This window comes from Psychrobacter pygoscelis (genome assembly GCF_004335015.1).
Classification (GTDB): Bacteria; Pseudomonadota; Gammaproteobacteria; order Pseudomonadales; family Moraxellaceae; genus Psychrobacter; species Psychrobacter pygoscelis.
On the sequence record NZ_RQRU01000001.1, the window covers coordinates 799,585 to 821,514 of the forward strand.

General features: G+C 45.4%; 19 protein-coding genes. 7 read left to right on the forward strand and 12 right to left on the reverse strand.

What is annotated here, in order from left to right; all coding sequences use genetic code 11:
- Positions 1-110 precede the first annotated feature (110 nt).
- The 3 genes from EGV92_RS03130 (at position 111) to EGV92_RS03140 (ending at position 2,389) form a co-directional block, all read left to right on the forward strand.
- Positions 111-536: a secondary thiamine-phosphate synthase enzyme YjbQ gene (locus EGV92_RS03130; protein ID WP_131667739.1), complete on the forward strand. Its 426-nt coding sequence runs from the start codon at positions 111-113 to the stop codon at positions 534-536.
- A 333-nt stretch (positions 537-869) separates the two neighbouring features.
- On the forward strand, positions 870-1,508 hold the full coding sequence (locus EGV92_RS03135) for a hypothetical protein (protein ID WP_131667740.1): 639 nt from the start codon (positions 870-872) through the stop codon (positions 1,506-1,508).
- Positions 1,509-1,591: 83 nt separating this feature from the next.
- Complete coding sequence (locus EGV92_RS03140; RefSeq protein ID WP_165525550.1) at positions 1,592-2,389, forward strand: hypothetical protein; 798 nt, start codon at positions 1,592-1,594, stop codon at positions 2,387-2,389.
- Between the two features lie 67 nt (positions 2,390-2,456).
- Here the strand turns inward: EGV92_RS03140 and EGV92_RS03145 are convergent, their stop codons facing one another.
- The 6 genes from EGV92_RS03145 to tsaB form a co-directional block, all read right to left on the reverse strand.
- Positions 2,457-3,089 (reverse strand): DUF4112 domain-containing protein, encoded by a 633-nt coding sequence (locus EGV92_RS03145; protein WP_131668086.1) that lies wholly within the window; start codon positions 3,087-3,089, stop codon positions 2,457-2,459.
- Between the two features lie 72 nt (positions 3,090-3,161).
- A complete protein-coding gene (gene ubiA, locus EGV92_RS03150) occupies positions 3,162-4,097 on the reverse strand; it encodes a 4-hydroxybenzoate octaprenyltransferase (RefSeq protein ID WP_165525551.1) in 936 nt (311 codons plus the stop codon).
- A 10-nt stretch (positions 4,098-4,107) separates the two neighbouring features.
- Positions 4,108-4,284 (reverse strand): hypothetical protein, encoded by a 177-nt coding sequence (locus EGV92_RS03155; protein ID WP_242678577.1) that lies wholly within the window; start codon positions 4,282-4,284, stop codon positions 4,108-4,110.
- A gap of 150 nt (positions 4,285-4,434) precedes the next feature.
- Complete coding sequence (locus tag EGV92_RS03160; protein WP_131667743.1) at positions 4,435-5,376, reverse strand: class I SAM-dependent methyltransferase; 942 nt, start codon at positions 5,374-5,376, stop codon at positions 4,435-4,437.
- Positions 5,377-5,439: 63 nt separating this feature from the next.
- Positions 5,440-6,282 (reverse strand): undecaprenyl-diphosphate phosphatase, encoded by an 843-nt coding sequence (locus EGV92_RS03165; protein ID WP_131667744.1) that lies wholly within the window; start codon positions 6,280-6,282, stop codon positions 5,440-5,442.
- A 120-nt stretch (positions 6,283-6,402) separates the two neighbouring features.
- The gene (tsaB, locus tag EGV92_RS03170) at positions 6,403-7,089 is read right to left on the reverse strand and encodes a tRNA (adenosine(37)-N6)-threonylcarbamoyltransferase complex dimerization subunit type 1 TsaB (protein WP_131667745.1); all 687 of its coding nucleotides are present in this window, start codon (positions 7,087-7,089) and stop codon (positions 6,403-6,405) included.
- A gap of 432 nt (positions 7,090-7,521) precedes the next feature.
- Between tsaB and EGV92_RS03175 the strand changes: the two genes are divergently transcribed.
- Positions 7,522-8,337, forward strand: a complete 816-nt coding sequence (locus EGV92_RS03175; RefSeq protein ID WP_131667746.1) for an oxygen-binding di-iron domain-containing protein — start codon at positions 7,522-7,524, stop codon at positions 8,335-8,337.
- A gap of 217 nt (positions 8,338-8,554) precedes the next feature.
- On the opposite strand, the gene ffh is transcribed toward EGV92_RS03175, so the two are convergent.
- Complete coding sequence (gene ffh / locus EGV92_RS03180) at positions 8,555-10,114, reverse strand: signal recognition particle protein (protein WP_131667747.1); 1,560 nt, start codon at positions 10,112-10,114, stop codon at positions 8,555-8,557.
- Positions 10,115-10,362: 248 nt separating this feature from the next.
- Between ffh and EGV92_RS03185 the strand changes: the two genes are divergently transcribed.
- The gene (locus tag EGV92_RS03185) at positions 10,363-11,166 is read left to right on the forward strand and encodes a cytochrome C assembly family protein (protein WP_131667748.1); all 804 of its coding nucleotides are present in this window, start codon (positions 10,363-10,365) and stop codon (positions 11,164-11,166) included.
- A gap of 435 nt (positions 11,167-11,601) precedes the next feature.
- Here EGV92_RS03185 and EGV92_RS03190 read toward each other — a convergent pair whose 3' ends face one another.
- The 3 genes from EGV92_RS03190 to EGV92_RS03200 all read right to left on the reverse strand — a co-directional run bounded on the left by EGV92_RS03190 (position 11,602) and on the right by EGV92_RS03200 (position 19,961).
- Positions 11,602-13,092, reverse strand: coding sequence for an MFS transporter (locus EGV92_RS03190; protein ID WP_242678579.1), 1,491 nt, complete (start codon positions 13,090-13,092; stop codon positions 11,602-11,604).
- A 79-nt stretch (positions 13,093-13,171) separates the two neighbouring features.
- On the reverse strand, positions 13,172-14,068 hold the full coding sequence (gene purU, locus EGV92_RS03195) for a formyltetrahydrofolate deformylase (RefSeq protein ID WP_242678580.1): 897 nt from the start codon (positions 14,066-14,068) through the stop codon (positions 13,172-13,174).
- A gap of 181 nt (positions 14,069-14,249) precedes the next feature.
- The gene (locus EGV92_RS03200) at positions 14,250-19,961 is read right to left on the reverse strand and encodes an Ig-like domain-containing protein (RefSeq protein ID WP_131667750.1); all 5,712 of its coding nucleotides are present in this window, start codon (positions 19,959-19,961) and stop codon (positions 14,250-14,252) included.
- A 495-nt stretch (positions 19,962-20,456) separates the two neighbouring features.
- Between EGV92_RS03200 and rpmB the strand changes: the two genes are divergently transcribed.
- Together rpmB and rpmG are read left to right on the forward strand one after the other, a co-directional pair.
- Complete coding sequence (gene rpmB, locus EGV92_RS03205) at positions 20,457-20,693, forward strand: 50S ribosomal protein L28 (protein WP_131667751.1); 237 nt, start codon at positions 20,457-20,459, stop codon at positions 20,691-20,693.
- A gap of 47 nt (positions 20,694-20,740) precedes the next feature.
- Entirely contained in the window at positions 20,741-20,896 is a 156-nt protein-coding gene (gene rpmG, locus EGV92_RS03210) for a 50S ribosomal protein L33 (protein WP_131667752.1), read from the forward strand.
- Between the two features lie 164 nt (positions 20,897-21,060).
- Here the strand turns inward: rpmG and EGV92_RS03215 are convergent, their stop codons facing one another.
- Positions 21,061-21,381: a hypothetical protein gene (locus EGV92_RS03215; protein ID WP_131667753.1), complete on the reverse strand. Its 321-nt coding sequence runs from the start codon at positions 21,379-21,381 to the stop codon at positions 21,061-21,063.
- Positions 21,382-21,558: 177 nt separating this feature from the next.
- A complete protein-coding gene (locus EGV92_RS03220; RefSeq protein ID WP_131667754.1) occupies positions 21,559-21,870 on the reverse strand; it encodes a hypothetical protein in 312 nt (103 codons plus the stop codon).
- Positions 21,871-21,930 lie beyond the last annotated feature (60 nt).

Here is a 21,930-nt window from a genome sequence, read left to right on the forward strand (position 1 = left end):
AAATCTAGCTTGAGTCTATTAAGACGATGGCTTGCCGAGCCATATCTAAAGGCGCAACTAGCCTTCTTAGGTCGTGCCTTATACATTTCTCAAAAGAGTAATTGTTTCCTATGCCCTATTATCAAACCACTTTGACATTACCACCTTACCCTCGCGGCATTCATATAATTACCTCGCAAATTGATGCTGCTATCGATAGGCTCTTACCTACTTCAGCTCATACAGGTTTGGTGCATCTTTTTTTGCAGCACACCTCAGCGAGTCTCGCCATTAATGAGAACGCTGACCCTGATGTGAGATTGGATACAGAAGACTGGCTGAATAAAGTAGCGCCAGCGGACCAGCCGGGATACCGTCATACCTTAGAAGGCTCTGACGACCTGCCAGCGCATTTTAAAAGTATGATGCTTGGCGTGAGTCTTACCGCTCCTTTGGTAAATGGAGGTTTAGGATTGGGGACTTGGCAAGGTATTTACTTGTGTGAGCATCGAAACCACGCTGGCAGTCGAAAGCTAGTCATTACGGTAAGCTGTTAATACCATTGCCACGATGAGTCTTGTCGTTCACCAGTTACGACGGGAAAAGTGTCTCCCAGACACTTTTTAATCCCGTCTCAGGCAAGGTATTTACTTGTGTGAGCATCGCAGCCATGCTGGCAGTCACAAGCTAATCATTACGGTAAGCGGTTAATACTCAGAATTGTTCCACAGCCCGTTTTATGCTTAAATAGCTAGGATTTTAAGATATCTGCTTTAAATAACAGTCTTTTAAATAGCGTTTCTTTTAAATAACAGTCCTTTTAATACTCACTATAGTTAAAATAATGCCTACTTCTCAGGCCATATATTCATTAAGGTTGTCCATAAATTATGAAGCCTTCAATCAAGCCCGCTCATTCTCTATTATTCCCTATTTTACCTGCTGCTCTATGTAGTGTCTTGGCACTATCAGCCTGTCAGAAGCCTCAAGATAACGAAGTAGATGCCCAGACGGAGACAGTTCCTGTAGAAACGACATCAGTAGAGACAACGCCTGTAGATGAGACGGCTCAGATAGATCAGTCTGAGCCTGATGCGTCAGTCAGCAATGATGAGGCGGCTAATCAGGTGGAGAGCGACACTACGCAAGTGCAGACAGCGCCTTCAGACACTCAAGTGATCAGTAACGAGGACTTAGCCACTACGGCCACGCCTGAGATCAACGACTACGCTAAAGAAGCACAGATCACTGATGTCGATTATCGAAGTGCCGCAGGAGAGCAGCTGAAAGTGACTTTTCAGACCTCAGCCATTAATGAGCTGCAAGCTAATGTACTGCTACCATCTGGTAAACGTGTGATGCTAACAGCGCCTGAAGGTCAAGGTAATAACCCGACCTATCGCTCTACCGATGGTACTATAGAGTTAGTAAGTCATGGTGGTGGCGGATCAATTGATTTACTGCAAAATGGTAAGTTGACCAGTTATGACGCCGCCAGCGTCGATGCTGAGGTCGTGACTAGCAAGTAAATTTAGCTGCCATGAATAAGTAAGAATGAGCAAAAATAAAAAGAAATAAGGCTGAGTCACCTAATTTGGCTCAGCCTTATTTTTTGGGACTTAATGCTATAGTGGTAAAAAAGGCTACAAAACAATTTATAAGACCGAGAGAAATTATGCACTCAAAACGAGTTATAACTATCGCAATCGGGCTTTCAAGTGCTTTGTTATTGACTGCGCTGCCATCAATGTCTTTAGCAATAAATACTACCGGTAAGGCTGACTCTAGTAAAACCGCTATAACGACAAAACCTGTCCAAACCAACTCTGTAGCGTCAATGAATCAAGTTCAGCAGCGTAGCCTTGGCCTGTTAATGCAAAACTATCAGCATTGTTTTGTTGCAAGGCTAGAAAATCACGCTAACCCTTCGCTTCCTAAGACATTCGCAGTCACCATCTATGAAAAACACAATACCCAATGTGGCGGCGACCCTGATACCTTTCATCGACGAGCAAGCTATTTAATCGACCGCTATGGGCGAGTATTTAAACAAAGCGATATCGATAATACACTTGACTTGCAGTTTCAATTTAATGGAACCCCTACTGTCATCTCCAATCTAGCCCAATTTCAGCACCCAACAAAATTGATACTAGAAAAATTTGGCCTAAAATTATATAAACTCGAAAAGCGAGCAGCAGATACTTTTGTCATTTTTAACGTCTTGGACGCGCCAATACTAACGAATGAGCACAACAGTAAAATAGCAAATTCTCGCCAGCAGCTGTTTGAACAATTATTAATAGCAAATGGCGGTTGGGATTTTATGCTTCGAAGTGAAGGTAGGCATGAGTATTATGTCGAAGGCAGTAGGCGCAAAATTATAGATGCGAGCAGCTATCAAAAATAGGCACTATCTAATAGAACATGAAGGATTGATGAGTTAACAGCTTGATAATAACTTGGGTAGTAAGGGCTTAAAACCCAGTGCTTTGCTGAAACAGGCTAAGCAGCCAGCTACCGGCAGTCCATAGTAACCAACCTAGCAAAATGATAACCATTAACCCTAGAATATCGGGAATATGCAGGTATAGCCAAGCCAATAGCGGATTGCGCCACAGCTTAGAGCGCTGCTGCTTGTATTCTAAGGATTCATGTAAAAATGGCCGCTGCAAATGCATGGTGTCATCGATACCGTATTCTTCTTGAATATGCTGATGCACAATATTTAGCGTTCGGCGACTAGGACGAATAAAGATATCGAGCACGGTCCCAAGTGCAGGAATAACGCCCACGACCATGTCAATTAATGCCAGTTTCACCGCTGGCATCATCTTATGAATAGGAACACCAAGCTGACGACCTAAGATAAACGCATAGCCTGTCAATATAAGCCCAGCCACATCCCCGGCGATAGGGACAGTCGATAGCGCTGCATCTGCACCGATGCCTTGCTTGGTAAATGGAATGCGCACCATTGAGTCCATGGTATTGGCAAATTTCGCCAGCTTGCGCTCGGTGGCAATGACCTGCTCACGAGTAAGACCTTGCTCGGCGAGGTTAGCGGTAAAGTCAGTCCGTACATTGTTGCCGTTACTATGCTCAAAAATGTTTGGCGAGGACTTTTTAAAGCGTCTACGTTTACTATCCACTCGCTACTCCTACTAAATGATAATAAAAAACTACCCTTGTAAACTCACCCAAGCACAGCTGATAGCAATCACGGCAAACACATAGCGCCCAACCCAAACATTGGCCAAAAAAGCTTGAAAGCAGGCCAAAGGGTCACGAGTCGCACAGGCGGCATTTTGTTTGGCAAACATCATCGCCACTAGCCCTAACGCAAACAGCGGAATAAAACCGAGGGTAGTGGCAACAAAATAGTGCCACAAGATCACACCCATTAGCCCCAAAAAGGCGGTCTGTAATATTGAAACTATGAGCACATCGTAACGACCGAATAATATCGCCGTAGACTTAACCCCAATCTTAAGGTCATCCTCTCTATCTGCCATCGCATACTGGGTATCATAAGCTACCGTCCAGCACATATAGGCGATAAACAACAGCCAACACCAGATATCCGGCGCGCCTTGCACTGCGACATAAGCCATAGGAATCGCCCAGCCAAAAGCGGCGGCCAAAAATACTTGCGGCAAATGAGTGTAGCGCTTCATAAAGGGGTAAATAAAAGCTAGAGCCACCGCACCTAGCGACCAGTAAAATACGCGCAGGGGAAGAAATAACAATAGACTGGCACTGATGAGTGACAGTATAAGAAAAGTCCCAACCGCCTCCTTGCTAGAAAGGCGACCATCCGCCAAAGGCCGTCCTTTGGTGCGGCTAACATGGCCATCAACCTTACGGTCAGCAAAGTCATTAATCGCGCAGCCAGCGGCGCGCATCAGAATCGCCCCTAACGCAAAAATCACTACAATTTTTAGGCTTGGTAATGCGCCACTCTGAGCGTTACCCGTACCAAAACTCCCTAGAAACACGCCCCAAAGCGTGGGCCATAAGAGTAGCTCAATACCTACCGGCTTATCAAAGCGGGTCAGCTGCATGTAGGCGGTAACCTTGTCTTTTAGGCGGATGGGTCGACTGTTAGCTATCTTCATAAAGCGGTCTCTATTTTTGTTCCCACAGTTGTAGCGCTTCGATTAAGGGCAGTTCAGGATATTGCGCCCATAGCGCTTTAATAGCAGCAATGTTATCTTTATTTGGCAACTGTTCGCGTAAATATGCCAACTGGTCCTCGTAGCTGCTTAACTGTCTTAACCATGCCTCAAGTTGACGGATTCTCATATACTGCGCAATACTGACTGTCAGTAAACTTAAGCCAATAACCCATACCATGAATGACGACACAGTAATCACACTCTATTGGGTAAATCTAATCAACGTTAATAACCATTAGCTTTCTTTAATCACAATCGAAGTGAGTTAACAAGTTACCTACGCAAAATACCCATCAAATCTAACCACATCATTTTGCCAGACTTCATCAGGCGTTTGCCCTGCTAAGTGAGGTGCACTAATGGGCCGTTTGATAATAAGGCGTCTGCCCGTAGCTTCTAAACGGTCTTGATTCTGACCTTGAGCATCTTGAGAGTCAGCTATAGCGTTTTTCGCCAAATCAAACAATGATACCTCAGCCTCCTTACTTGGCGGCGCAACCAAACCATGCAGCGCTTGCATATGCTTACCGACCTTAGCCCCTTTACCTGTCTTGCTATTTTCATAGCTATCACCCGGAAACATAGGATCGAGGTAAACCACGTCAAATGCCATACGTTGCGGCAAAGCGTGGGCAAGATAACTTTCGGCAGTACAATGAACAATATCAAGCCGCGCCATGAGCTTTTGCCAATTCGGTTCTTGCACCATCTTTTGCTGCTCTACCAGTAGCAACAAGGCAAGTAGCGGTTGCTGCTCGAGCATAGTGACCTGCGCGCCTGTACTGGCTAGGATCAGACTGTCATGACCGAATCCTGCGGTAGCATCTAATGCACTTTGCCCAGCACTCAACTTAGCCGCCTGCAGCAATAGCTCAGACTTACGCCCAGCACTGACCACGCGGCGCTGCAGCTTGGCCCAATTTGGCGCGACACTGATACCCTCAATGAGTAAGCTTAATTCGCCCTTATCATCGATAATGAGAACAGGGGATTGGTACTCCTCACTCAACTGTTGGCGGTACTTTTGTGTCAGCTTTTGGTCACTTGCTTTAGGAGTTAGATGTATCGGTAACTGATTCTGCTCTATCAGTGTTGAGATAGCGTCAATACTAGACAGTGCTGAATGATTAGAAGGAGTAGACAATGTGGCCGCATAAACTAACGGCACTGGCGCTGACCCTGACAACGCCTGACTGTCATCTCGCTTCTGTTGATTCATAGAGCCTACCTCGTTATCCATCGTGCTCTGCACTGACGTTCACTATTAATGCTTGCAGATTACTTAGCCAGCAATCTGATAACCAAAACCCCAAGCCGCTACCAAGACCAACACCCCAGTGATAATACGCAGCCAAGCGAAGATGGTAAAGTCGCGGCGACTGACCCAAGCGACAAGCCAGCGAATACAAAGCAATGCAATAATAAAAGAGACCGCAACGCCGACCCCCAGTACTGCCCAATCCTCACCCGTGCTCAAGGCATCTTTGTGTTTGAGTAGATCAAGCAAGCCTGCGCCTACAATGACCGGAATCCCCAAAAAGAAGGAAAACTCTGCCGCTGCTTTGCGCGAGACACCAAGCCAAAGTGCGCCAATAATAGTAGAGCCAGAGCGCGAAGTGCCCGGAATCAACGCCAGACACTGGAATAAGCCAATAAGAAGCGCTGTCTTAAGGCTAATGTCTTCGGCCTCGGCAGCAATAACTGTTTTCGGTCGACTCTCAACATAGAAGATAAGCAAGCCACCAATAATAAGCATAATGGCGACAGTATAAGGATTGAACAGATACATCTTAATCTGATCGGCGAAGGTGAAGCCCACCAGCATGACCGGAATGGTTGCCACAATAAGGCTCAATCCTAGCTGCCGCGGATTAGCCAGACCTTCGGCTTTACCGGTAACCAGCCCCATAAAAGCATGCCACAGCCTAGCCCAATAGTCATAAATTACTGCCAAGATAGCACCTAGCTGGATGACAACGACAAACAGATCCGCTTTTTCTTTGGTCCAGAAATGCATTAAATCGGCTGATAAAATCAAATAGCCAGTACTAGAGATGGGTAAAAACTCAGTGATACCCTCAACAATGCCCATGATAATGGCTTGTAGTAGTAATAAAAGATCCAAAGCTGACATCCTAAATATATAGAAATGGAGAAGAGTAATCGACTCACTATGAAAAATTATAAAAAGACATATAAAAAATAAGCCACTAAAGCCAGCTAGACTTGCTCAATTAGCTATGAATTATGCCTTGCCCTGCTCTTTAAGCGTCTTCCAAGCATGATTGCGCAAGTAAACTGGCAGTGCTTGCTCAGCAGCTACGCCGCCATTAATAGCAAAGTGAGCCGCACCAAGACGACCTAAAATAGCAGCATCGGTCTGAATATCCGCGAATATAGACTGATCGCCTTGTAAAGTTAGTAGCGGTGCACCATCACCGACCAGAGCAAGGTTAAGCAGCGTCTTAGCGTCATAATCCAATAGACACTCATGTCCCTGCGCCTCGATAGCCGATGGTAGGGGCTGTATAATACCGTTATTAACGGCAAAAGCTCCCAGATAGACCTGCTTCATACGCGCATCATGTGCCGCATAGCATCTGTCTAGCTGATACTGCTCATTTGCTGCTTGCGCCATAACTTGCAGGCTGGAGATACCGACACAAGGCAAGTCATGGGCGACTGATAGCGCTTGAACAACGGCGGTATTAATTCGAATACCACTAAATGCCCCAGGACCGCGATTGAATACTAGAGCGCTAAGCTCATCTAAGGTGAGATCAGTGTCCTTGAGCGCTGACTGCACCATCGGCAAGATTTGCTGGGTTTGCTCGCGTTTCCCAAGCTGCGTGTCATTAAATAAAATATCACCTGATGACGAAACAACCGCCACCGAACATTGACCAAACACTGTATCAAGCGCAAGAAACATAACCGGTCTCACTATTATTCAAAAATCGATAATCCAAAATGTCGATATTATTTAATAGCTTGCTAACACTTAGCACCGCAAGCTATAACGCAATCACTGTTAAATTGCAGGGCTTATCATAGCACTGACAAATTGATAAAGGTACGCTCATCCGGAACTATCCTTTTTTTACTGCTAATCACCCTCAATAATTCAGGCAACTTGCGTATCTTGATATCTTTTCGTGCGTAATTCCCTCAGTAATTTTATGCAATTGTAAAATAAGGACACTATATCGTTTATCCTTTTATATTGATATTCGTCGCCAATTCCACTTTAATAACAGTGGTTTAATTTTAATTCTTCTAAATTACTAGTCTAAATCTTTTAAAACAGATAATAATATAGAACTAGGTTTCGACTTACTCTTCATTCATATTCGGAAGCAGATTAATGAAAAGCTATACTCTCTATGACGACGGACATCACAAATGTGTGGCCTTCTCAATGCCCTTTGAAGATGAAAGTGTGCCATCCAATCAGTTTTTAATTATTGACGGTTCAGAAGCTGCAGTCATCGATCCAGGCGGTGATCTAACCTTCACGCCGCTGACAATGGGTATTGTAAAACATACCAATATGCATAATATCCGTTATGTCATTGGCTCACATCAAGACCCTGATATTATTGCCTCTATGCCGCGTTGGCTTATCCACGTCGAACACGCTAATCTACTGATTCCCAAACTGTGGGAGCGCTTCTTGCCGCATTATAACTCAGCCTTTACCAAAGGCCGGTTAAAACAAAGCCTATCAGAGCGACTCATTACGATCCCAGACAGTGGCGGCTACTATCCGCTGGGGCAAAGCGGCATCATGGCTATTCCTGCCCACTTTCTACATTCCGTAGGTAATTTTCAGTTTTATGACCCGATCAGTAAGATACTGTTCTCAGGTGATATGGGCGCCTCACTGGTGGGCGACTCTAGCGAAGCTGTCGATAACTTCAGCGCCCATATTAATAATATGGAAGGCTTCCATCGCCGCTATATGAACAGCCAAAAGGTATCTCGGCTTTGGGCGGAGTCAGTACGTGATCTTGATGTGTCTATGATGGTGCCGCAGCACGGTCGCAGGCTCGATGGCAAAGAGAAATTCCACGAGTTTTTGGATTGGATAAGTCACTTGCCTTGCGGTGTCGACCTTATGGAAGCTCGGCATTATCAGTGGCATAACCTCTTACCGGATACTGACAAAAACTTAGCTTGAGCATTTAACCCTAAACTAAAGTGCTCCAGACAACTAGGCAGCACTATAAAGCAGACGGCTTCGCTTCATGGGCAACTGAAAAAGTTAACGTACTAAGACTTATAAAAGACTTCAATTAAATTGCAGCCCATAAAAAACCAGCGACACCATCGCTGGTTTTTATTGTGCCAAACTTCTCGCTAAGCTGCTATATTGCTTAACCGCGTCATTTTATAGCTTAAAAGCGTGTTTTAAATTGCGGCGGTAAGCTGCTTTCGACCTCTTTCATTTTCTTTTGTATCTCTTCACTGCTCGGCATATTATTTGGATCAAGCCCCATCTGCTTAGCAAGCTGAGCCGGATCGGCATTAGCACTAGAATTATTACCAGCATTGGCCCCTGACGACTTACCGCCGCCAAATAACGGACCACCGCCGCCGCTCATACCACCTGCCAAGCCTTGGACTGCTTTCATCATTTTTGATAGGCCTTCAGGCTTAGACATCATTTTCATCATTTTTGCCATCTGCTTATGCTGCTTGAGTAGGCGATTGACGTCTTGAATTTGTTTGCCCGACCCAGCAGCAATACGGCGTTTACGGCTGGGGTTAATTTTATCAGGGTTCTGACGCTCAAAAGGGGTCATAGAGTTAATAAGGGCTTCCATCTCCTTGACCTTTTCTTCAGGCTTGGCCTCTTCGACTGCTTTTTGGATATCAGAGCCACCCATGCCCGGCATCTTGTCCAAGAATCCAGCCATACCGCCCATGTTTTTCATTTGCTGAAACTGCGTGAGCAAGTCTTCAAGGTCAAACTCGCCACCCTTCTGCATCTTCTTCGCCATTTTCTCGGCTTTGTCGCGGTCAATCTTCTGCTCGACTTCTTCGACGAGACTTAAGACATCACCCATACCAAGGATACGCTGGGCGATACGCTCAGGATGGAACGCCTCAAGGGCATCAAGCTTCTCACCACGGCCCAAGAATTTAATCGGCTTACCGGTGATCGCGCGGACAGACAACGCTGCCCCGCCACGCGCATCACCATCGGTCTTGGTTAAGATCACACCCGTTAGTGGTAGCGCATCATTGAATGCTTTAGCAGTATTAGCAGCATCTTGACCAGTCATCGCATCAACGACAAACAAGGTCTCAGATGGATTTACCGCTGCTGTCAGCGCCTTAATCTCATCCATCATCGTCTCATCGATATGCAATCGACCAGCGGTATCGATAATCAGAATATCTTGATACTGCAGCTTGGCCTCTTCAATAGCACGATGCGCAATATCAATGGGGTTTTCTTCGTTGTGCGACTGTACAAATTTTGCGTTTACTTGGCCGGCGACTTGCTCAAGCTGCTTGATGGCGGCAGGGCGATAGACATCGGCTGAGACTAGCATGACCTTTTTCTTTTGCCGCTCTTGTAAATACTTGGCAAGCTTACCAGCGGTAGTGGTCTTACCCGCCCCTTGCAGACCGGCTAACAAGTACACTACCGGCGGTTTGCCCGTCATCTCTAGCTGCTGATTGGCACTGCCCATCATCTCCGTCAACTCGTCATGGACAATCTTAACGAAGGCCTGACCAGGCGCCAGCTCTTTAAGCACTTCTTCTCCAAGTGCCTTTTCTTTGACACGCTTGACGAAATCACGAGTCACTGGCAATGCGACATCAGCCTCAAGCAGTGCCATGCGTACTTCACGGAGCGTGTCTTTAATATTGTCTTCGGTCAATTGACCAGAGCCTGCGATATTGCGCAGACTTGACGATAAGCGTTCGGTTAACGTATCAAACATAGGACTCTCTCGGTTGGTGGTGCAATCTTGACTGACCTGCGATTATCGCAAGGCAGCCCAAAACTACTAGCACAGTCACACAAATTTCATAATTGGGGAGCATTTGACGCTCAATTACCCTTCATTTTATGATAAATTGACAGATTATTCTAATCATTAGTGACAAAACTCACACTCATTCAACTGGGCATTAACTGTCCAGAGGATTCTCACCCACCAAAACCTGCTTGATAGAGCTGTTATCGTTTATGAGGTCGCTTGTGCTAGTTGCGTATGTAATTGCTAGTATTGCTTATCTAATTATAAGTATTCATCTTTGCTGGGCGCTGCTTAAACACAAGCCGATTGCTAAGGGTACGACTTTATCTGCTCTATTTATCGGTATGCTGGCCCACAGTGCCGTATTATACCCACAAGTCATCACCCTATACGGCCTTAACTTCAATCTTTATAATATTCTGAGCCTTACCAGCTTATTCTTTTTACTATTTTATAGTCTATTCTGCCTCTACCGCCCTATTTTAAGCTTGGGCATCCTCGCTGCTCCTACTGCCTTTATCGGTCTTAGTGCAGGCTACTTTGGCCGCGCACCCTATAAGCCCATCAGCGACTTGAGCTTTGGCTTAGAGCTGCATATCCTACTCTCTATCGCAGCCTATTGCGTACTCTTTATGGCAGCGCTTCAGGCGATATTTCTACGTCTGCAAATTCGCGAGCTTAAACATCGCACCATTCACCGCCTTTGGGTGGACAAGCTACCTCCGCTACAAAGCATGGAGTCACTACTGTTCGACATGATATTGGTCGGTTTTGTGCTGTTAAGTGTCGCTTTAGGTCTAGGCTTTATCTACGTTCGCGACTTAATGGCGCAGCATTTGGCGCATAAGACCGTCTTTAGCGTCTTATCATGGCTATTATTTGGCGCGTTACTATTTGGCCATTGGCACTCAGGATGGCGCGGCAAACGCGCGGCAAACACTACTATCTATGCGTTTATCCTATTGGCTATTGGCTTTGTCGGTAGCAAGTTTGTCTTAGAGCTGGTGTTATAACGACAGGCTTCTGTGTTAAAAAATGCTTTGCTGCTCGCCTCGCTGCCGCTGCTTAATGAAGCACGGCACCTTATAGCTTGGCCTTTACCTCCTTATAAGTGGTGACGACGAAGGCAGTAAATCATGGCTGTCTTGAGACTGCTGTCTTGAGACTATAGTCGCTAAATAAAATAGAGTCACTATAATGTGACGCGCAGCTGGTATACATTCTGATAGCTTGCGGTGGGTGGGTGCACCGATAGAGGCTGCGAACAGTTCCTCCCAGTACCGCTGTAGCGTTTTTATAGTAAAATTAATATATTGCTTGCACTATAAAGGGCTTGCCGAGGGACGAGGCGCGGCCATAGTCATGAAAGATAGCCTACCTGTGATAAGCATATTTCTCCCTGTTTAAAGACCCCCGATATTAAGGCCAGTCTTTTGCTTGTCTGTTCGTTAGTGGTTTATCGGCTCATTCTTTGACTGGGCAGTAAACACCTTGCGCCAATATAGCAGCGGCAGTACACACAGCATCCCTACCCCGACGCTCAATACAAAATGCCCTGAATAGCCAAGCCATTCGGCGATATAGCCACTAATCAAATGGGTACTGCCACTAAACACTGTCAGCAAGCACACCTGCGTCGTAAAGTCGCTACCCGCTTTGTCGTGCCGGGCATAGTGCATCACCATCGTCAGCATCGCTACCAAGGCCATAGCCGCTACCATATGCTCAATGGCATTGGCAGCGAACACCCACCAAAAAGGAGTCTTCTCTCCTGCCCGAATGAACCAACCCAGCTCAAAGGCTAGCGCCACCAGTGCGTATAACCCTGTTGCCGCTACTTGCAGTATATTGAACCACAGTAGCGCTTTATGATGTGCTGCGCGTTTGAGCACCCACGCCGCGATAGCAGCCCCCACTAGCGACGCCGCCGATCCCAATACGCTCGCCCAAAGCCCAATACTGGCGGTCGGGATGCCCATATCGACCATCATCGGCTTGACCATGCCGCTGGAGATGCCATCGACAATTTTAAACGTCAGTAGCACGCCCAGCCACGCACGCATCTGCTTGTCTCGCCAGAAGTAACCATACTGCTGGCGCAGATAACGTAACAGCTTAGTAATAGACAAAGATTCCGCAGGACTGGATTTGGTCCTAGGGTCCGTCAAGGTCTCTTGTGAGCTGCTATCTTCGATAACTTTGGAGCTTCGCTGCCTATAGTTTTGCTCGTGCTCAGTAGCCACATCTGCCTCAGGGTAGCGCCAGATGGGTAGCGTGTTCAGTAAAATTAATCCTGCCATCGCAAAAAAGCTCAACTGCCATGACCAGATGCCAATGACCATCAAAAATACGCCGCCACCCAGTATTAGCCCTAAACGGTAACCAATGACCTGAACGGCATTGCCCATTCCTTGATGCGGGTTTTGCATCGCCTCGCTAATATCGTCATCAATACCCGTAGTCGCTCGAGGCAAATGCTGGGTGGTTAAGGAGCGCGTCGCTAAGCCATCTGCAGCCACATCATGCGTAGCGCCTACTAGACTCAATAGCAATAACAATGCGTATAGCGACCAAACCATCGTAGGCTGAGCCAGCAATGTTGGGTCAAATAAGCCTACCGCCATCACAATCATGGCAGATACTAGCTGAAGCGGTAATATCCAACTGCGGGCGCGCCCTAATTTGGGCGAAAAGTATCTATCAACAACTGGCGCCCACAGAAACTTCAATGCCCACGGGGCGAGCAGTAACCCTGACCAACCAATCATCTCTAGCGACACATCATAGCTGCGCAAAATTGCCGGAAGGGCTTGAGTAATAAACCCTGATGGCAACCCTTGAGCGAAATACAGGGTCAGCAACACGGCCAGCAACCGATACGGCATCGGCTGGCTATTTGTTGAATTGTGGGTGAGTTTGGACTGACCTTTGGCAGACATTACATGTTAAACCGGTGCTTTAGCGTCAGGAACGGCAGTAGTGTCTGTCGCAACAGTATCACTATGGCATGTCGGTGGTTTACTGCTCACTAAACACGACGGTCTTATTACCGGTAACAATGACGCGGTTTTGCACATGCCAGTTTACCGCCCGTGCTAAGACATTTCGTTCGACATCGCGGCCAATAGCCCGTAGTGCAGGGACGTTCAGACGGTGGGTGACGCGGTGCACATCTTGCTCAATAATCGGCCCTTGGTCCAAATCTGCGGTCACATAATGTGCCGTCGCTCCAATGAGCTTCACGCCTTTTTCAAAGGCTTGACGGTAGGGATCTGCACCAACGAAAGCGGGTAAGAACGAATGGTGAATATTAATGATTTGCATCGGCCAGCGCGCCACGAAGTCTGCTGACAGAATCTGCATATAACGCGCCAATACCAGCAAGTCGTTGTGCGCCACCAGCTCATGAATCTTGGCCTCTGCCTCGACTTTAGTATCTTTTGAAACGGGAACGTGATGAAAGTCGATACCGAAGTTCTCTACTGCTTGACGTAAGTCATTATGATTGCTGACCACACAAGTAATCTCACAATCGAGCAAGCCGCGTTGCTGCCGCCATAATAAATCTAACAATGCATGGTCAAACTTTGATACTAGAATACCGACCTTGTACTTAGTCGAATTATCATGCAGTTGCCACTGCATCGAATAACGCTGGGCCACTTCACGCTCAAAGCGACTTCGAAGCTCACTAACCACATCAGATAGACCATCTAAAGCGAACTCAAGTCGCATAAAGTACTTGCCGCCCTCGTGGGCGGTAGAGTACTGATCAAGGGTAATAATATTAGCACCGAACTCATACATAAAACCAGAGACCGCCTGAACGATACCGGCTTGGTCTTGGCATTGAATAAGGAGAGTCGCAGTAGGCTGCTCAGATTGGGCGGATATAGGGGATAGTTTTTGATTCATTAGGGACATCTTATTTGAGCTAATTTGTAGAGATTGAGAGGGTATTTTAATTGTTTTAGTGGAATTGTGGCGAATAATTTGTTCGATTATTTGTGAGTTATTAAATAGAAGACCCCAACACTGGGTTGGGGTCTTTGGTTATCTATTATAGATAATCCTTATTAGGAGTAATCAGCAGTCATTATTCATCTTCTGTACTGATGACATAACTTGTACTACTACTGCCTACGTTGACTGTGACTAGCGAGCCTTTCTCAAAAGCTTGCTGGAAGCTATAAGCAAACGTCGGATTCGCAGGCTGTATATTACCATTAGCGCCTAGCGGCTTATTATCTAAAGATATAGAATAACCTAGTGTGCTTGAGAGGCCTCTTACACTACCTGTGACTTTACTCTCACCATTCTCATCATCAACCGCTATGGAAAGTCTATTAATACAGACGGCATCACCTATACCAAACGGACTCGCATTATTGACATAAGGGGTGATTAAGGAGTTATTACTTATTGCTACATCTCCATCCAACCTTGATAATTGAACGTTAAAGCTCTGCATATTTTCGCTGCCATTAACTAACGTCGTGGCATCAAAGCGTACTGTTGTCCAATGTGAGTACATCTTCGGATAACGAATCTGGAAGTCAACTTTACCCTCACTATCTGTGACGAAAGTATACTCATCATCTGCCAGCGTACCACCAAGGATGGTTACTGGATTAATCGGGTCTAATTGACCATTGCTATTAAGGTCATCACCTTGATCTAAGATATAGTTAAACTCAGGATCTTCTGTCGTTAACCAGTTAGAATTAGAATCAGAAAACTCAATAACTTGTTTAGAGCTCGTTTGAACTTCAGGGATAACCTTGTTACCTTCTGCATCTTCCTTAGAGGCCGGTTGATAGCTAACATTGCGCTCTGCTAGACATACCAAACCTTGTGAGAATTGAGTGGCATACGACTTGAGTGACACTTGCTGATTGGCAATAGGTCTTCCTGAGCCGTCCATCACAGCAATGGAGCCATTCTTAATATAATAAATATTATCAGAACTGACATCTAGCGTATCACTAAAGGCTAAGGTGGTATATACCGCTTGATCCGAGACAGTGATTGATGTCTGCTTCTGACCGATACCAAAGTCGTCTGCCAACAGCTCAGCATTAATTACCACGCCATTAATCGGAGAGCCGGCATTAGCCTGATAAGTTACTCGAGCTTCACCTTGAGCGTTTGTCACCGCTGTAGCCGCAGACAATCGACCGGCAGAGGAGTCTGATGAGCGGCTAAAGACTACGGTAACTCCTTCTACGGGAACATCGTTAGCATCTTTAACTAATGCCACAACCTCTGTACTACCGCCTGGAGTAATGACAGACTTCACAGATTGCAACAGCATCTTAGCAGGGGTTGTCGCTCTAAAGCGTGTATCGACAGTCGTCGTTAGTGCCTGACCAGCACCATTGGTTTGTCCCACTACTCTCGCTGTCAATACGGCCGTACCTGCTAGCTCTGAAGTTAATTCAATCGGTACAACGATACTATTACCATCGATCATATCATCAGTGATGGCTTTACTCGTAATCACTTCGCCATTAGCAAATTCACCTAGCGTGGTCTGAACTTCGACCTGTTCGCCTACTAAGGCTTGTGGGTCATCACTACGGATCTGAATCTTAAGGTTATTGCTCTCATTGACATTATAGACAGATTTAATTTCACTAAAGCTAATTCCTGCTTGTGAGACCTGAACTAAGCTGACACTCTGACTACTGGTCTGAGTTACTAGACCTTGCTCACCAATAGCTTTAGCCCGTACGCGTAGATTACCATTCTCATCAAAGTTCAATTTCGACTCATCAAGCGAGAATGTGGCAACCCCTGCATCATTGGTGCGGACAGTCGACGTTCCTACAATCTTATTACCTTCGATATCTACCAGTTCAACATCTGCATTGGAGATCGCAATGCCTGCCGCATCGACTAATGTACTAGTGATGGTTGTTTGCTCACCCGCTTGCAGGTTGGTCTTAGTCGCTTCGATATTTAGGGAGGTTCCTACCGCCTGAAGGATGATTTGTTCTTCAGCGCGAGTGTTTAGTAGCGGACTACCATCCTCATCATACTCTGCAGTGACAACTTTTGCTTTGACAGTCACATTATGATTCAGGCGAGCGTTGACAGAGCTAGCTCCCAGCACTACACCAGCAGTAATTAGTCCTTGCTCATCGCTGGTCACGATACTGGTCGTGGTCAGTGCTGCTCCACTTTGCTTAGGATTGTCGATACTTAGTTGAACTGGCACTCCAGCAAGGACACCGCCTTGATTATCGACGATTCGGAAGGTGACCTCAGTCTGATCTCCACCAGTATTTAAGGTAGTTTTGTCCGCTGCTGTCATAATGACATAGCTGTCTATAGTACTGGTATCGACATTAACGATATAGTCTTGCTTAAGTGCAACGCCTTCTGATGATTTGGCACTCGCTCTTAATTTAATACCTTCCTCTAGCAATGCCTTATTGACATTGGCACCAGGCTGTAAGGTTAGGTTAAACTCTGCTACCCCATCGCCATTTGTCGTTACTGTGTTGCTACCTGTTATTGACACCCCAGTTTTCACCGGCTCTGCCACCGCTAACTGCACTGGTGTTCCTGAGATACCATTGCCTTGTTCATCGGTGATTCGCGCAAAGACTTTAAAGTTATCACCGTCGGTATTAACAACCTTATTCGCGCCTAAGGTCAGCTGCTCTTTTGTCGCTGCTGGTTGTTCTGTTCGAACAGTTACCGTTTTTGCTTCAGTATTGCCGTTAGCATCAGTCGCACCTATACCCACGACAAAGGCATCGCTAATGGCCGCTTTTTGCTGAGCGGTTAGGCCACTTGGCGCTGCTATCGTAAAGGTTGCCACACCTGAGGCATTGGTCGCTTGATTAGGGCTTGAAGCAATAGTAATCCCTTGCTGAGCAATAGCAGATGGTAGCGCCAATGAAACTCTTTGGTTGGCCACCACATTGCCTTTTAGGTCTTGCGCTACCACTCTTACTATCGTCTCACCGCCATTTAGGTTTAGCGCTTGAGGCGTTGCAGCAATTAGCTTCACTTCCGTCTCTATAGACTTAATAGTGACACCAACGCTAGTCTTCTTACCGGTTAAAGACTCGGTCATTGTTGCTGTTAAGGCTTGACGCTTTAACGTATTACGCTGAGCTTCAGTAAGGTTGTTTGGTACTACGATATCAAAGCTAACTACTCCGTTGTCATCCGTGGTAGCGGTAACCTTTGAAGAGCCTACTTGACCATTCACGGTCAGCAGTTTAGCAATTTGGGGGTTATTCAGTACTAGTTCTACGGCTTGATTGGCCAATGGTTTATCACTAGCGCTATTGATAAGCTGTGATTTGACCACGGCTATATCACCGGTATTGCTTAATTCATACTGTCCTTTACCCTGAGACACTGTCTCCGGATTTAGTACCGTTAAGCTCACATCGGCAGCTGTGATGTTTATACTTTTTATACCTGACTGATAAGTCTGACCATTGCTCTCATAAGACACTTGATAGGTGATACCGCTTGCCTTGAGACTGGCTCGCTCTGATGGGGTCAAATTAGCAGGTAAATTGATGACAAAGATTGCTTTGCCCTCGATATCAGTGGTTGCTGTATTCTGCGCTACTGTCACGCCTTTTAGCTTGGCAGCATTGGTCAGTGCAATACTAACTGCTTTATTTTTGATTGGCTTCTTAGCATTTTTACTGTCCACCAACTGTACTACGACCTCAGAGCTACCGCCCAGCTCATTTACAGCAGTCGAGTTGATAGAGCTGATATTAATCGCTGGGGTTGGCTGGGCTACCGCAACACTGCTAGAGACTTTAGATTGAGTGCCATCAGCTGCTGTCAAGATAGCCAGATAATTAATACCTTCATTAATTAGTTTTTGCCGCTGCCCTGCACTTAAGCTATCACTCAAATTAACTGTAAACTCAGCCACACCATTTGTATTAGTAGTCTGAGTATTTCCACCTGCTATGCTTACGCCACTTGTACCACTGATGATAAGTTTTACTTCTTGGTTAGGTGCGGCTCCGCCACTCTTATTAACGGCAGTGACTAGAACTTTAAAGCTATCACCTGATACATTAACACTATCTACACTAGACTTCGCTGACAGCTCAATATCACTTTTACCAACGGCGGGGCTGATAGAGATAGGTTGGCTTGTCTTTGTGCTGACCACGCCGCTCTCTTCTTTTAGACTAACGCCTAGACTAAAGCTTTTGACCTTCTCAAGTTGGGCTTTTTGTGTCTCTGTTAGTCCTGCTGGAACGCGGACTGTATAGCTCACCATCCCTCTAGCATCTGTTTGCTGAGTGGCTTCTGTATCTAAAGTGACGAGGCTTGAGCTCTTCAAGACAGATGGCAGACTTGCTACTACGGTCTGACCAGCTACAGGACCACCATTTTTATCATTAACCCTAAAGGTAATCGTCGCGGTTCCACCAGAGCTTGATAGTTGTTTTTTGTCACTGTTATCAAAGCTTAGTTGTAGCGCCGCCTCTGGAATATAGACACTGCTTTTTGCCGTCTTAACGGTATTTGCCTTATTAGGTTCCATCAGCGTCACGGTATAGCTGATGCCTGTTTTGACCAGTTGATCTTTTTGAGCTTGGGTTAGGTTCTCAGCAACGATTACATCGACACTACCGCGACCATTTTCATCTAGCTTAAGTTGGTTTTGACTTAATCGTACACCTTTAGGGGCATTGTTTAGTGCTATCTTGACAACTGAGCCTCCAATAGTGGTGGGTACGCGGCTAGACTTAGCAGTAGCCATGATTTGAAGAGTTTGCTTAGCACCAAATGCACTTAAGGGTGCTGCATTACCTGTTACCGCTACGTTGTAATCTGAGGTAGGATTAACAACTGACCATGTCCCTGCTTCTGAGATGGTCGCGCCATTAGCTTCGGTTACTCTAACGTTATAAGCGATACCCGAGCTGATTAGAACCTTTCGCTGCTCTGCGGTAAGGCTATCAGCCACCACTATATTGAAAGTCGCTTGACCTTTATCATCGGTCTTCTTGTTATTACCACCTACTATGGTCACTCCATCAATATTATTGATACCTAAGCTGATATCTACACCTGAGGCGGTAGCACCATTAGGTCTTTTTGCCTGAACCCTGATGGCAACGCTATCACCAAAGGGATTAACCGCAGACTTTGATAAGCTAGTAGAGTTAAGCGCGGTATTTAGTTCGATATCGCTTTTGATCACAGAGTCTTCATCACCAGCGACACTCACTCCTACATTGAGCAGTTGAGACCTTTCACTACCATCAGCGGCTGTTGCAGTGGCACTGATCTTGATACCGTTGGCTAGCAGCTGTTGTCGATCTGCTACCGCATTTGGATTCAGCGTCAATTGATAAGTGGCATTACCTTGACCATCTGTAACCTGCGTACTTGATCCATTAATAGTTACCCCTGATGACTCAGAGTCAGCAACAGAAACGGTCACCTCTTTATTAGCAACTGCGCCGCCTGTAGCTTTTTGCACGGCTTTAACGACAATAGTAAACTGCTTGGGTTCCTTATCAAGTTGAATCGTGCCAGGCTCTGCTGTGATTTTTTGGATAAAGAAGTCAGGTTCAGTTTGGCCGGTGGTCTCTCCACCTTCGCCAGCGGTATTGCCACCATTATTAGAGTTTGTATTACCGTTATTACCGTTACCACTATTACCCTTTACACCTAGGTCTGGCGCTGGAGCAATCGCGTCAACCGTACCACCATCTCCGCCACCACACCCTGCTAAAGCCAGTGCCATCGTCAGCGAGGTGAATTTGAAATACTTAGAAGTGCCTACAAATGAAGAAAAGGCCATGATTGATGCTCCGCATAAGCGCTAGTAAGCGCCGAATTACTTAGAATTAAAAGGTCAATATAAAGTTTTGGTGATTAAATGTATCTTTATCACTGCTTTCTTAATTTTTTGTGAATTACCTAACAGTAACTTTACTTATTTTTTGCTCGACTTACAACCAAAAATGCACAATCTTTGCTTAATTAACAGCGCCTTTGTCATGTAATTTTAATTATTTACCCTCTATCCTTTTATCGTGCGCTTTGATAAGATAGTTAACCTTTCGGTTGAAATATGCCCTTCATTATGGTATAAATGTCGCCTTTAAAATTTTCTGATTGGTTAAGCCTTTAATTAAGCCGTAAGTCGTCTTACTTAAAGCGTCCTTAGCGATCAACTCATTTCCATAATAGTATTGTTTGGTGCAAAGGGTCTACTATCTAGCTACAGGTAGTCAGTACAGCTTGCCCAGACAGGTATGAGATTCTCTCATGCCTCATAGATCAGGAGTTCGCCATGTCTCGAGTATGCCAAGTGACTGGAAAGCGCCCTATGGTGGGTAATAATGTTTCGCACGCAAACAACAAAACCCGTCGTCGCTTTCAACCCAACCTTCATCACCATCGTTTTTGGGTAGAGTCAGAAAACCGCTTTATTCGCCTACGTGTGTCTACTAAAGGTATGCGTATCATTGATAAGCTAGGTATTGATAAAGTCTTAGCTGATATGCGCGCAGAAGGTCAAAAGGTTTAATCCTTAAGACTTTGCCCACCCACCCCATCTTTTGAAGGACAGACGTCATGAGAGATAAAATTAAATTAGTATCTACTGCAGGTACTGGGTATTTTTATACCACGACTAAAAACAAACGTACTATGCCCGGCAAAATGGAAATCAAAAAGTTTGATCCTAAAGTCCGTCAGCACGTTGTTTTTAAAGAAGCTAAAATTAAATAAGTTATTCTAACTGACGCGCTATTTGTAATCTTATTATTAATAGCGTGGTAAATAAAAAAGGTCTATCGTAATGATAGACCTTTTTTTATGTCAAAAATTATCTTAGCTAATCTAAAGAGGCAGCACTGAGCACAATAGCCTCGATAATCAAATAAAACTGATCATTAGCTGTAATGCGTAGGCTCTTCATCATAGACATTAGCATGCCATTGGCTGATTTGCTTTTGCATAATAATTTGAATAGCCGCATGAATCATGTGTTGGCCAATCACTTGCGTGTCACTACCTAAGATATCTTTAATCTTATCGGAGAAGGCGATGGTTACTAACGCATCGTGTTCGCCTTCCATATCACGCAGCATTAGACGACCATCATCCGCTTCAACCAGCTCTAGCATGGTTTCTTTAGCAAAACTATTGAACTTGTCTCTAGACTCACTGTCTAGATCATGCTCGCTATAAATCTCGTCGCTCTTAAAAGGCATAATCTTATCCTCGGTAGCTTTTGCTTATACTAATGCAAGCTATAAAAGCGCTACACAGCTGCGGCAAAAGTGAATTTATTACCCTCTTACAATGGACGCTTTGGGTATAAATTTCAAGTCTGATTGTCCGCTTGATAGTATTTGCATCCACTTGGTAAGTATTTATTAACCAGTATCTCAACGCCAATAGCGTAGTTTGGCTAAGGTAAATAACAATGCGACAAACATTCCTAAATAATAAGCCAGTTTTAGCTCAAAGGTGGGGTCGCGATATTTAAAGGGCAGCGCTACGACAGCGGTAGCGGTAGGAAAAACCACCAGCATCAATAACCAATTTTCGATGACATTAAGCCACCCTTGTAAGTCTGTACCATGACGTAAAGATGCCAATCCCATAAGTAGACAGGCAACGATTAAAGCGATGACCAGACCTCGCGGAATATCTTTAGGAAATGGGTCATAAGGAGAGTCGGACGAAAATAGTGACACAGACGTTCTCCATTAGTTGAATCAGTATCAGAGATACTTTTATAAGAAATACATGAATAC

Bases quoted from the DNA above. Each gene is read 5' to 3' on its own strand.
- EGV92_RS03130 (WP_131667739.1), top strand. From the start codon at position 111: ATGCCCTATTATCAAACCACTTTGACATTACCACCTTACCCTCGCGGC.
- EGV92_RS03135 (WP_131667740.1), top strand. From the start codon at position 870: ATGAAGCCTTCAATCAAGCCCGCTCATTCTCTATTATTCCCTATTTTA.
- ubiA (WP_165525551.1), bottom strand. From the start codon at position 4,097: ATGAAGATAGCTAACAGTCGACCCATCCGCCTAAAAGACAAGGTTACC.
- EGV92_RS03155 (WP_242678577.1), bottom strand. From the start codon at position 4,284: ATGAGAATCCGTCAACTTGAGGCATGGTTAAGACAGTTAAGCAGCTAC.
- EGV92_RS03160 (WP_131667743.1), bottom strand. From the start codon at position 5,376: ATGAATCAACAGAAGCGAGATGACAGTCAGGCGTTGTCAGGGTCAGCG.
- tsaB (WP_131667745.1), bottom strand. From the start codon at position 7,089: ATGTTTCTTGCGCTTGATACAGTGTTTGGTCAATGTTCGGTGGCGGTT.
- EGV92_RS03175 (WP_131667746.1), top strand. From the start codon at position 7,522: ATGAAAAGCTATACTCTCTATGACGACGGACATCACAAATGTGTGGCC.
- ffh (WP_131667747.1), bottom strand. From the start codon at position 10,114: ATGTTTGATACGTTAACCGAACGCTTATCGTCAAGTCTGCGCAATATC.
- EGV92_RS03185 (WP_131667748.1), top strand. From the start codon at position 10,363: ATGAGGTCGCTTGTGCTAGTTGCGTATGTAATTGCTAGTATTGCTTAT.
- EGV92_RS03190 (WP_242678579.1), bottom strand. From the start codon at position 13,092: ATGTCTGCCAAAGGTCAGTCCAAACTCACCCACAATTCAACAAATAGC.
- purU (WP_242678580.1), bottom strand. From the start codon at position 14,068: ATGAATCAAAAACTATCCCCTATATCCGCCCAATCTGAGCAGCCTACT.
- EGV92_RS03200 (WP_131667750.1), bottom strand. From the start codon at position 19,961: ATGGCCTTTTCTTCATTTGTAGGCACTTCTAAGTATTTCAAATTCACC.
- rpmB (WP_131667751.1), top strand. From the start codon at position 20,457: ATGTCTCGAGTATGCCAAGTGACTGGAAAGCGCCCTATGGTGGGTAAT.
- rpmG (WP_131667752.1), top strand. From the start codon at position 20,741: ATGAGAGATAAAATTAAATTAGTATCTACTGCAGGTACTGGGTATTTT.
- EGV92_RS03215 (WP_131667753.1), bottom strand. From the start codon at position 21,381: ATGCCTTTTAAGAGCGACGAGATTTATAGCGAGCATGATCTAGACAGT.